Genomic DNA, 11,595 nt, shown 5'->3' with positions numbered 1-11,595 from the left:
CCGCTCGTACGTGTTGACATCCAACGGCGCTATCGATACTGTGCTCACGGAGCTACCCCCTCGGAGATTGGTTTTGGGTGACAACCTACCGTTCTCCGAACAAAGGGTAGCTCCCTGCGTTCTCAGCAAAATTCACGCCCCGGCATTAGACTTCGGTACGGACTCCCTGCCTGTGCCATTCGGGGAGGTCAGCGGTGGCCTGCGCGGCGAAACTCCAGCCATAATGCTCCAACCAGGAGGCATGCAAGTGCACGCACCAGTGCCGGCATCCACTGGCGCGCTGGTCACGGCGGACTCGTCGCATGACGGCTATTCGCCCGGTGTGCTCATCGATGGCACTATCGACGTGGAGGGCCTGCACTGGACGAGGCAGGCCTGGGCATCCGCCGATCGTAGCGAGCCCCACTGGATTGAGATCAGCTTTCCGCAGGTGCGGCAGATTGGCGCGGTGCAAATCTACTGGTCCGTGGATGGCGGTCGGCCGTGGACCTCGCGGAAGTTCACGGTGTTTGGTCTTACCGATGCCGGACCAGTGACGCTGGCAGAGGTGTCGCAGGAGGGCGACCACTCCTTCACGGAGCATGCCTTCGCCCCGACCGAGGTGAAAGGCCTGCGCATCGAACAGGCGGCGGGAGATGGCCCGGCCGCACGCCCGAATATCATGTGGGTGCGGGAGGTGGCGGCGTTCCCGCGTTAGGGAGGCCCCCCGTCTCGCGCCCCAACTGCAGTCCCGCCACGACGCAACGCTACCTGCCTTTCAGGTCATCCGGCGCAACGACTTCATACGAATGCTCGATCGTCTGGCTTTCGCCCGGCGCCAGAGTCCGCTCCGGCGCGAAGAGTTCCAGATTGACCCGGGACGTGCGGCCGTTCCAGTTGAGAAGGCAGTGGGAAACCTGGCGGGTATCGAACTCGTTCAGGATCGCTACTCCGGTCTGCTCATCCACCACCGCCCACTTGCCCGCAGGGCAATCGCTTTCGCGCAGCCACACGTTCTTCTCGGCGGCGGGATCAGCCGGATTGGCCAGCGCGATAGTGCTCCACGCACCGTCCGCGCCCAGGATCCGCACGGTGGCATCTGCAGTCGAGGTCACCGCGAACTCCGGGTGCGCGCGCAGACCGCTGGTGCGAGTCTGGTCGGAGACATTGGTCACGGTTGATGCGATCTTCAGCAATGGGCGCTCCGGGTCAAGCTCAAGCTTCCGCGTAAGCCGCAGGCCATTGCGCAGGTTGGCCTCGAGCACAATGAAGCCCTCTCCGTGCTCCTTGACGGTGTACACTTCCGACCAGCCGGCCGAGCGGTAGCCCGGCTCGCTGTACTCCTCATAGCCGCCGTCGTCGGGTAGACGCGCTGTCTCGGTTCCCAGCACCTGGAGCAGATCGCGGCCGGTGGCAACCTGCTTCATCCGGAAGAGTCGGCCACCGAGATCCGGCAGGACGCTGACCTCCAGCTGCCCATTGCGGATGCGCTTGATGGGCAAGACGCCGGGCCGGCGCGGAACCGACTGCAGCCAGGCGTCGAGGCCGGCATCAGGTCCGCCCTCGCGCACCGCAGTGACGCCCTCGGCTCGCGCTATCTTCTCGAACTGGTCCGCGAGCGCCGCCACGCTCTCCCCCTGGCGCTGGATCAGGGTGTCGCCGCTCTCGGTGAATGCGCCTGACGTACCCAGTGTGATGGCCGCATAGAGGATGGGCAGGCGAGCCACCTGCACCCGATGCAGGAGCACGGGATCGTCCTTCACAGAGGCCTCAGCACGGTCGAAAATCGCCTGGGCCGAAGCGATCATCTTCGGGGTCACGTACTCCCGCGGGTGGGTATAGATCATGACGTGCAGCTTCGGGTTCTTCTGCGTGGCGTTGTGGATCAGGTCGATGTACCGCCGCACATGGGGCGCCGCCGGACCGTAGTACGCCGCGCAGAACTCGGCGATGGCTCGTTCGGTGTCGTAGGTCGGGTCCCAGAGCGTCTTGGCCATGATGTAGTTGCGCAGTTCCTGGAGCTCCGAGCCCCTGGTGAAGTAGCATGACTCCTCGTAAATGCCCTTCACGCCATTGTTGATGAAGAAGTTGATGTTGGGCTTCAGCACTCGCAGGTTCGGAAAGGGACAAATGGAGTGAGCGTAGTTGATCACATAGTCCCAGATCCAGAGCCGGTCGCAGATCTTGCTCCAGCCGCGAATGTCCTCGGCGAAGCTCTTGTTGAAGGGGTCGGTGCCCAGCGGATGAATGAAGCAGCACTCGATGCTGCACAGGCAGATAATCACATTCGGGCGTGGCTTCGTGATCTTCGGCGGCTTGCGAGTGTACTGGTAAGCCAGGGTTTCGATGGCCACGTCCGGGTAGTCGTCCTTGATGTCATCTGCGATGGCATTGCAAAAACGCACCACCGGCCCGGCCTGACTACCCTCTTCCTCAGCGACCGCTGTGCAGTTTTCGCATTCGCAGTAGTTGTGGGTGTCATTTTGTGAGACTGAAAAGACCTTCTTGTCCGGGTGCTCGCGAATCCAGCGGCGCACTCCTTCAGTGCAGATGCGCAGCACATCGGGATTGGTGAGACATAGTTGCGCGTACCCCGATTGGCGTTTCCCGCCCACCAGCGAGAAGTACTCGGGGTGTGTCGCGAAGTAACGCTCCGGCGGACAAAGGGCCGCGAAGGTATGGGCCAGCCCCAAGACTCCTCGGGTCCCGCCCTGCTCCTCGCTCATCCCGTGATTGTCCCCATTGAGCCGCAGGCGCGCCGCGAAGCCGCCGTTCCGCGCCACCGGGTAGTCGCCCATCCGGAACTCCAGCGGCGGGATGTAACGCCTGTCGACCTCGGGCACGTTGATCGTACCCTTCCGGGGCCATGTGGCGCAGTCCGGGGTGAACCAGCGGCATCCCAGGTTGTCCTCCAGGAAGGAGTAGGTGGCGTAGAGCACCCCGCGTTCATTACCCGCGAGGATCAGCGCCGGGCCCACCGTCCTGATGTGGATGCCCTCCTGCCCGAGGCCCCCGAAGTCAATGTCGGGCGCGAGTCGCCGGGTCTGGCGGCACTTGCCCACGAGTATCGGCGTCAGGCCGCGGGCCGCCCGCTCCGTCAGAATCGGGAACTCTCCGCCGGTGATGAGTTCGAGGTGGTAGCGCATTTCACGCGCGGCATACTCTTCCTGGGGCGTGGCGCGGTTGGGCACAACGATGGCATGGGTCTTTGGCGTCAGCACCTGGCCGCCGATACGCACCTGGCATGAACCGAGACTTGCCCGGCGGGATTCCACCTGACTCGCCTCCTCATCCGTTGCGGCGATGACCTTTGCCAATTGGGCTGCAGCCGGACTGTCCGCCGGGATCTGCCTAGCGGCGTTCTTGAGCGCCTCGCGGGTCCGATCCATCCGCGCCATGGTCTCCGCCACGGTCCCCAGCGGCGCACCCGATGCCGTGACGCTGCCAACCACCAGCTGGAACGCCTGCACGGTCCGCTCATTGCCGGCGTTGGCCGCCAGAGCTTCCACCGCCATGAGCAGCCGCTGGTCATCGCTGAACCCACGGGCGATCTCCTGGAACCGTCGCATGCCCTCGTGCCAGGTGGGGCCTCCGTGGGCCAGCATCTCCACCACGTACGGCCTGCGCTCGGTCGGGTCTTCAATCTGCAGGGCGATCTGGTTGGCGATGTCCGCACGGGCAATGCCCGTGGAGCCTCTCATCAGATCCGTGGCCTCTGCGATGCGCCCGTGCCTGATGTACCATCGAGCCAGCATCTGAGTTTCGTCGTCGGTACGAGAGGCCTTCGCCTCTATCTCGGCCATGACTTCAGCGGGTTCAGCGATCTTCTCCACAACCACATCGTCCACCCAGACCTCACTGTTCTCGGCATTGAGGTAGGCCAGTGCGTTGACGCGCATGGTGCCGTTAGGTGCGACGAAAGTGGCCTCCACTTTCGTCCAATCGCCGGGGACCTGGACAACGTGTGGGGTCACGAAGGCCCACTCGTAGCTATTCCAGTCGTAGCAGTGTGGCGCGAAGAATGTGCCTCCGCCGACATTGCCTTTCACCCACTCGGTCACCCTGTAGCGGGCAAAAGGCTCTACGGTCAGCGTGACCCCGAGTTCGCCCCAGTAGTTACGGGCACCCACGCGCAGACAGCCGGCACGCGCGCCGTTGTGGGCCTGACCGACTTCGCCGGTGGCTTCAAAGCCCGGGTCCGGGTAGAGGTTCTCCGCAAGTAATGCGCCGGGGAAGAGCACCAAGGCACACACTGCAAGTGCAAAGCCCTTCCGCAACCCATGCAGGCTCCCGCGACAGAGCATACTCATCGTAACCTCCTGAACTCCCTTACCAGACACGCTGTCTGCGCAGTTCGATCTGTCAGTCAGGAATCCCTGCTATGCCGGCCCAAGAAGGAGACCAGTTGATCCGGATGGCGGAAGCGGAAACCGGGAACCGCGCCGAATCCGACCATAAGGCGTTTGGCCAGAGCAGCCGATATTACTTCTCCGCTGCCTCCGGTATACTCACCGCCGGATCGCCGAAGAGCATGAATTTCATGCCCTGGAAGAAGATGCTGGGCGGGTACCAGTCCTCCGTGGGGGTCAGTTCGTCCAGCTTCTCGGTCTGCCAGTAGTAGGCCAGCGCGTCCTTCCAGGCCGAGCCGACGGTGGTGCTCCCTCCGGAGACGCTCTGCAGGAAGCCATCCAGGAGCGTCATGGCGCACGGTTGCGCGCCGGTATTGCAGCCAATGTAGGCAACCGCGCCACTGCGGGGTGAGCGCAGGAGGCGTTCGCCCAATCCCGTGCTGTTGAATCGCCCAGGCTGCAGTGCCGCAGGCGCCGGCGGCTCCGAAGTGAAGACCTCGCCGTCCACCGTGCCGCGATGCAGGATACCGCGAGTGTCCAGGTAAGCACCGTACGGCGGCTCCGTAGCGAAGTGTGCGGTCCCGCAGCCCACGGAGAAGAAGATTCCCGGCGCGGCCGCAACCAGAGCATCACGCTCCCGGGGACCCAGGCAGCCGTCCCAAACATCTGAGTTCCCGTGGCCGGCGTGCAGAATGAGTTCCTTGCCGCCCAGGACCGATGCCACGGTTGTGGCCGGAGTGGGCTGCTTCGGTTCGCCGCCGTAGAACTGTTGCTCCACCGTCCAGCCCGCTTTGGTGAGGGCTTCCGCCTGGGATCTCAGGCGCTCGCGCATATCTACCCAGCCGTCTGGGTGCAGCATGAGTGCCCTCGGTGGCCCGGTGCGCCGAGTGCGCTCCCACTCCAGCGTCTTGGCAAGCACCGCTCGCAGATCGTCCACAGTCGATACAGGCCAGCGCCCAACGCCGATTTCCGGCACATAAGAAACGGCGTCGAAGTTGATCGGCGGCTCCTTGAAATGCTCACCGCGGACTTCCCCGAAGTAGCTCCCGTGGAAGCCGTCCTTCCGGGCATTCCAGTCATCGAAGCTGCCATCGGCCCTCGCGAGGTCCGCGTAGTACAGGTCGCTTGCGTAGAAAGCGTAGTCGAAAGCCTCGGTGGTGTTGCGATCCAGCACCATCCACCGCACCGGGAAGGTATCCGCATCGCCCACCAGTAGGGCGAGCTGCAGACCATTCTCGCGCCACTCGCGGTACAGATAGCGCTTGATTCGCTCCGGGGCATCGACGCCATCCTCCCGGGCCAGCACATCCTCAAGCGCCACGCACCGGGCGTCGAAGGCCTGACTGCGGGCCTCCACCCAGGGCCGCATGTCATTCACCCATGCCCCGGGGCAGATCGCCAGCAGGCCAGGGCGCGCGGGGACGCTCTGGGCCGAGACGAGGGTCACCAGCGCGAAAGACGCCGCGACAGCAATACGAAGGAATCCGGGGCGAGTCATACTCCCGCCATCTCCTCGAGGCGCGGATCAGAAACCGAGACCATTTTGCTTCTCGCAGGGCTCCGCTTCGTGCGGTTCCATCCTGTGCAGGCCCTGGGCGGTCGCAGATCAGGCCCATCCGGACGCCCGCGTTTGTGGAGCCGTCCTCAAGCCTGACGCCCCAGCCTTTGGTGCCCGAGCACTGCCGGGCGACCTTCTGCTGCGTGGGCCGAGAACGGAACCCGCCCGCGTGATCGGCGTTGCCCGGGGGGCGTGGAATAGGCCGGTAACGCAGCGTGAGCGCCTGTTTCGCGAGCGCCTCCACGCTTCCTTTGCTCTGCCGCGGAGTCGCTGCGGGACGAAGTTCGTCGGTGCTCCTCAAACTGCGGCTCTTGGTGCATGGCTGCCGGTGTGCCGGCCCATTCCTCGCACACCCGGCAGGTTCCTTCGCGATGCGCCGTCGGTGACGAGCGGAGGCACCAACGGATGCAATATGGTGCCCGCGTGCAGGGGTGTCGTGCATGAGCCGAGAATTATGTTCACAGGACTTTCTCGCAGACTTCGACGAAATGGTTCGCGGGCATCGGAAAGCCGGCAGTATCGACGCCGGGCTGGACTTCGCAGCAAGGGAGTGAACCGCATGCGCATTGGAGTGCCGCGCGAGATCAAGACCGAGGAGAGCCGCGTCGCCTGCACGCCGGGTGGCGTGCGAATGTTCACCAGCAAGGGGCACCAGGTACTCATCGAGCGGGGCGCCGGCGCCGATGCCGGGTTCCCTGACGCGGCCTATGAGGAGGCCGGGGCGACGCTGGTGCCCTCGGCGGCGGAAGCCTGGGAATGTGATTTCGTGCTGAAGGTGAAGGAGCCGATCGCCCAGGAGTACGCCTATTTGCGCCCGGGTCTGCTCCTGTTCACCTACCTGCATCTGGCGGCGAATCGCCCGCTCACCGAGGCGCTGATATCCAGCGGCACCACTGCCATCGCATACGAGACAGTTGCGGTGGGTCGCCATCTGCCACTACTCGAGCCCATGAGCGAGATAGCGGGACGCATGAGCGCCATCGTCGGGGCGTATTACCTGAGCACCACCCAGGGAGGCAAGGGCGTCTTGCTCGACGGGGTACCCGGGGTGCTGCCGGGCAACGTGGTGGTGATCGGAGGCGGCACGGCAGGCCTCAACGCCGCGCGCATGGCAACCGGTCTCGGAGCGGATGTCACAATCCTCGAAGTCGATCTGGAACGCATGCGCTTCCTGGACCTGGCCATTCCCGGCGTCAACACACTCTACTCCAATGAACACAACCTGGTGGAATGCCTGCCCCGCGCCGACCTGCTGATCTGCGCGGTACTTGTGCCCGGAGCCAAGACCCCCAAGCTCATCCGGCGCGAAATGCTCGACCTCATGGAGCCGGGATCCGTTCTCGTAGATATCGCCATCGATCAGGGCGGATGCGCGGAGACATCGCGCCCAACGACCCATCTCGACCCGGTCTTCACGGAGCACGGGGTCATTCACTACTGTGTTGCGAACATGCCGGGAACCTACGCGCGCACCGCCACGCAGGCACTCACCAACGCAACACTGCCATACGCCGTGAAGCTGGCGACTTTCGGACTCACGGAAGCGATCTGCAGGGCACCCGAACTGCAGCCGGGGGTGAACGTGTTCGCGGGGAACGTGGTCCACCAGGCAGTAGCTGATGCGCACGGCATGCCCTACACGCCGTGGTCGGAGATCCGGCACGGGTAGCCGCTTCCGTGCGAGACGGGCAAGACGGCTCGCGCAGCTACTCCCCTTCGTCCCCCTCTTCCCAGAGCGCCCAGAGCCTGGCCTTGCGCGGGTCGTCGCTCTTCTCGTAGCTCCTCATGACCCGCTCCAGGCCGTGCGCAAGCCGTTCAGCGGCCTCGATGTAGCTCTTATCGGCAGCCAAGGCAGACGCAGGCGAAAGCTCCGGCAATTGCCCGGCTTTCTCCAACTCCAACCGGGTGCGCAGGGCCTCGAGATGCCGGATGATCAGCCGGCAGTGCCCGGCCTCGTAGCTGTCGACCTCTCCCGCAGCCGCCAGTTTCGCGTAGAAGCTGCCGATCCGGGCGAAAGCAGACGGCGAAGCGGGTGCACCCGGCCCCTGAGCCACTTGCCTGCCATTCAGGTACAACCGCAGGCCATCTTCCCCATCACAGGTCGCCGCAAGGTGCACCCACGCGCCGGGCTGAAGGTTGGCTCCGTACGACAGATGCCCGCGCTCGGTGATGAGCCGCAGGCTATTGCCCGGGAATGTGTCCAACAGATACCCGTCGTCCACCCCTGCGGTGACCCGGTCGATAATCCGCGCGCCGGAGTCGGGAAGAGCGCCCGGCTTGACCCACGCATCCAGCGTGTAGTCCGAGAGCGTAATGCGGGCGTCCGCGGGTACATCCAGGTAGCCATCGCCGCTGAAGCGCGCCACCTTCCCGCCGGCCTCCTCCACAATCCGCACATCCCCCACTGCTGCGGGTACGAGGTCCGGATTGGGCGGATTGGGGCAGCGGCCGTCCACGACGCGGTCGAAAAGCAGGTCAATGACAAGCGCGGGATCATCGCCACTGCCCGCGAGGGGGTCACCGGCGAGCGCGCCGATCTCTTCGGGGCCGAGCGCACGACTATATACTCTCACCCGGCGCATGTCGCCCACGAAAACGCTTTTCCCGTTGCTGTCGGCTCCAATGCGCAACGGGCGTCCATTGCCCAGCGGGTTCGACCACCACGTATTCACCTGCCAGAGCGGGTCATCGGGGCCGGGCGCCTGATAGGTCTCCTGCACGATTTCCGAGAAGACCGGCGCCGCGCCGCCGAAGCACATGATGATCTGCGCGCGTTCGGGCACTCGATGGTAGGGCAACGACACCCTCGCCGCATCGTGGTCTGTCCACGGCTCACCGTTCACGTAGACTGCGCTGATCGGGCCGCTGCCACAGGTTGACAGGTACAGGCGCTTGTTGCCCAGACGGACAGGGAAATGCTGCTGAAGCTGGGTGATTCCCGGCGGCACATGGGGCAGGAGCGTAAGACCGTCCGCGGTGTACAAGTACTCGAACAGCCCCCGGAGCATGGCCAACGGCCCGCCCCAGGAATCGTAGACGCAATTGATCGGCTCCTTCGGCTGATAGACCGCATCGCCGAAGTCAACCAGAGGATTGTCAAACCTGAATTCGCGGGCGAACCCCAACAGGTGCTCCACGGACCTGCGCGCGTCCTCGTGCTTGCCCAGCCGATAGTAGGCCAGGATCATACGGGCCTCGCAGGTAGTCCAGTGTCCCCCGTTGACCCAGCGCCCGAACTCCCACAGCCCCCGGGGCTCGGTGTACATGTCATCGAGAGACGGGAAGTTCGTGATGATCACGTCGTGTCGGCGAAGACCGGGGATGGAGGCGATCTTGTCGTAGATCCGTTGGGCCTGCTGGTCATCGACCACCCGGAAGGCGATGGCGTCGTGGTTGCAGACGGCCTCGAAATACCCGTGCTTCTCAGCTCCGTACACGCCGTGCTTCGCGCCGTCCGGGTCGAGTGATTTGATGAAATAGCCCTCGTCCGTGATGAGGTTCGGCAGGCCCTTCACCGCAAGCTTCCGGCGCTCGGAGTAAAGCGCCGCCTTTGCCTCATCGCCCACCAGCTTCTCCAGTTCGATCAGCCGGTCCAGCGCGGCAATGTACGTGATCGATAGCCCCGCGAGGTACGACTTGCCGTAGGTGCCGTCGGGCTTCCGGTATCCCGCGTGGCTTGGGGCCAGGAGATTTCCCGCCGCGCCGGCCAGGAAGCAGTTGTTCGCCGGGTCGCGCCGGGTCTCGATGAAGTTCGCGCTGCGTTCCAGCATGGGCAAGTAGTGGTCGATGGCGGCCCGGTCCCGGCTGATCAGGAGCTGCTCCGCCTGAAGCACGATTCCGGCCGCGGTGAACTCCATGCCCCAGTCGTGGATGTCGATGCGCCCGTCGCCCTGCTTGTACACGATCCAACCCGGCGCCGCGGCATCGCACAGGCAGCCGTCCGGCGCCACCCATCCATTGGAGCCCTCGCGCTTGCCGTCGCCCATCTGGCTGAACCACAGGTCCTGGGCGTTGCTGACGAAGGTGCAGTACGGCTCCACGAAGAACGGCAGCCCGCAGTACGTTGGACCGTAGCTATTCTGGATCCACCACGCACCCCAGGTTGGTCCCTCCACGAACCCGTTCCAGGCCGAGTTGTAGAGCATCCCGATGTTCTGCAGGTCCGGGCTGGGGTACAGCATCTGGTAGCAGGTGTCCAGAAGCTTCAGATACCCAACGTCGCCGCTTCCCGAGAAACCCGCGCCCTGGTACCGGTCGGCGGGTTGGGCGCTGCACAGCATGGGCAGGGCAAGCGCAACCGGCAAAAATGCAACCTTCCCCATGTCAGGCTCCTTTGCCAACGGCGATCGCCAGAGTTACGAGTGTAAATGGCCCAGCAACGCAACCGACCGGTCGGTGATCATCCCCAATGCCTCGGGCGCCAGGTACGAGCCCACCGATGCTCCCGGGCATTGCTGACCCGCCTACGCTGCTGGGGTCGCCTTGATCCTCACACAGTAGACCGAGTCGTCCGGACCCCAGGGCCCGGCGCCCAACAAGCGCCGGCGGCCCGGCTTCCACGCGCGACCGTGACAGGATGAACTCGGACATCAGTCGACCTCCGAGTCAGCGGGATCAGCCATCACTTCGCCCGTCTTCCGCCCTCAACCTGCCGCGCAGAGGAGTTCGCCTCGCGAGGCTGTCAGGTTGCCGGCGCGTCCGGCATCGCGGCCCACTGGCGGTGGGTGAAGGGAAGCAGGATCGCCATGAATACCAACCACCCCGCACCCAGCGCCCAACCCGTGCCGACCGCGGGCTGGAGAATGTGTATCGTGACCATCATCGGCAACATGGCGATGATCAGCACTGGGATCTGCCGCGACAGCGTCCACAGGCAGTGGCGGCCCTCGTACGAAGCGATAACGCCGACCATCGGGAATACCGTCATGAAGCCCTGCAACTGCTGTTTGATCACCACCAGGGCGATGATCACCAGGGCGATGAGCGCTGCCTTGAGCGGTACGGGTAGAGGGCTGCGGTGCGGTGGTTCGTCGCGGTGTGGCATGAGACGGTACAGCAGAATCCCGGCCATGAAGACCGAGCCCGCGGCAATCCAGAAGACGCGGTCAGAGGCCGGCAGGACGCGCGCAAGGAGCGTCCCCGCAAGGCAGTAACCCACAGCGCAGCCGATGATGCTGGGGATGATCGGCGCGCGCCACCGGGCGTGCAGGAGGTACACCCCCAGGGTGTATCCGAGGAGCAGCACCAGGCCAGCCACATTCGTGACGCCCACCTGCAGCCCAAGGGACAGCGTGGACAGGGAGAACGGGATGGGCAGCGTCAGGATGAATGCTTTCCAACGGGGGTGGCGAAGATACGCGAGCAGCGTCGCCTGCGCAGTCACCGCCAGGACCAGCAGTAGGTCCCACCCGGTCATTGCGAGCGTCGCTGGGCCCATCTCAACATGCAGCAGGTGCCCGTCCACTCGCACTACCTCTCAACCACGAAGAGCCGGCGAAGGGTGGTGCTCGCGGTCGCGTCCAGGGCCAACGGACCACGGTGCAGGTTCCGACGCGCGACAGGCACGCCGGCCTCCTGCCCCGTGATAACGAGACTTGCGCACAGGAATGCAGGAAGCGTCACGCCGGGGTGTGTCATTGGACTCTCCCGGGGGGCATTGGAATCGCGGCTGCCGCGCGGGATATACACCGCGGCCGTCGCATTATCGCT

General features: G+C 64.6%; 7 protein-coding genes. 2 read left to right on the top strand and 5 right to left on the bottom strand.

What is annotated here, in order from left to right; all coding sequences use genetic code 11:
- The first annotated feature begins 247 nt into the window (after window positions 1-247).
- Window positions 248-697, top strand: a complete 450-nt coding sequence (locus HPY44_13140) for a discoidin domain-containing protein (GenBank protein NSW56949.1) — start codon at window positions 248-250, stop codon at window positions 695-697.
- A gap of 49 nt (window positions 698-746) precedes the next feature.
- Here HPY44_13140 and HPY44_13135 read toward each other — a convergent pair whose 3' ends face one another.
- Both HPY44_13135 and HPY44_13130 read right to left on the bottom strand, forming a co-directional pair.
- Window positions 747-4,289, bottom strand: a complete 3,543-nt coding sequence (locus HPY44_13135) for a DUF4838 domain-containing protein (protein NSW56948.1) — start codon at window positions 4,287-4,289, stop codon at window positions 747-749.
- Window positions 4,290-4,461: 172 nt separating this feature from the next.
- A complete protein-coding gene (locus tag HPY44_13130; GenBank protein ID NSW56947.1) occupies window positions 4,462-5,826 on the bottom strand; it encodes a hypothetical protein in 1,365 nt (454 codons plus the stop codon).
- Between the two features lie 619 nt (window positions 5,827-6,445).
- Here HPY44_13130 and ald point away from each other — a divergent pair.
- A complete protein-coding gene (gene ald, locus HPY44_13125; protein ID NSW56946.1) occupies window positions 6,446-7,555 on the top strand; it encodes an alanine dehydrogenase in 1,110 nt (369 codons plus the stop codon).
- 37 nt (window positions 7,556-7,592) lie between these two features.
- Here the strand turns inward: ald and HPY44_13120 are convergent, their stop codons facing one another.
- The 3 genes from HPY44_13120 to HPY44_13110 form a co-directional block, all read right to left on the bottom strand.
- Window positions 7,593-10,208, bottom strand: a complete 2,616-nt coding sequence (locus HPY44_13120; protein ID NSW56945.1) for a hypothetical protein — start codon at window positions 10,206-10,208, stop codon at window positions 7,593-7,595.
- 359 nt (window positions 10,209-10,567) lie between these two features.
- Window positions 10,568-11,350, bottom strand: a complete 783-nt coding sequence (locus tag HPY44_13115; protein NSW56944.1) for a hypothetical protein — start codon at window positions 11,348-11,350, stop codon at window positions 10,568-10,570.
- 5 nt (window positions 11,351-11,355) lie between these two features.
- Window positions 11,356-11,523 carry a hypothetical protein gene (locus HPY44_13110; GenBank protein ID NSW56943.1) on the bottom strand — a complete coding sequence of 56 codons (168 nt, stop codon included), beginning with the start codon at window positions 11,521-11,523 and terminating at the stop codon, window positions 11,356-11,358.
- Between the last annotated feature and the right edge of the window lie 72 nt (window positions 11,524-11,595).

The organism is Armatimonadota bacterium, from assembly GCA_013314775.1.
Lineage (GTDB): Bacteria > Armatimonadota > Zipacnadia > Zipacnadales > JABUFB01 > JABUFB01.
The sequence above is the reverse complement of the archived record's forward strand: the minus strand, read 5'-3'. Positions and strand labels throughout refer to the sequence as shown.

Excerpts from the sequence above, each read along its gene's own strand:
- HPY44_13135 (NSW56948.1), bottom strand. The coding sequence starts at position 4,289 with ATGAGTATGCTCTGTCGCGGGAGCCTGCATGGGTTGCGGAAGGGCTTT.
- HPY44_13130 (NSW56947.1), bottom strand. The coding sequence starts at position 5,826 with ATGACTCGCCCCGGATTCCTTCGTATTGCTGTCGCGGCGTCTTTCGCG.
- ald (NSW56946.1), top strand. The coding sequence starts at position 6,446 with ATGCGCATTGGAGTGCCGCGCGAGATCAAGACCGAGGAGAGCCGCGTC.
- HPY44_13120 (NSW56945.1), bottom strand. The coding sequence starts at position 10,208 with ATGGGGAAGGTTGCATTTTTGCCGGTTGCGCTTGCCCTGCCCATGCTG.
- HPY44_13110 (NSW56943.1), bottom strand. The coding sequence starts at position 11,523 with ATGACACACCCCGGCGTGACGCTTCCTGCATTCCTGTGCGCAAGTCTC.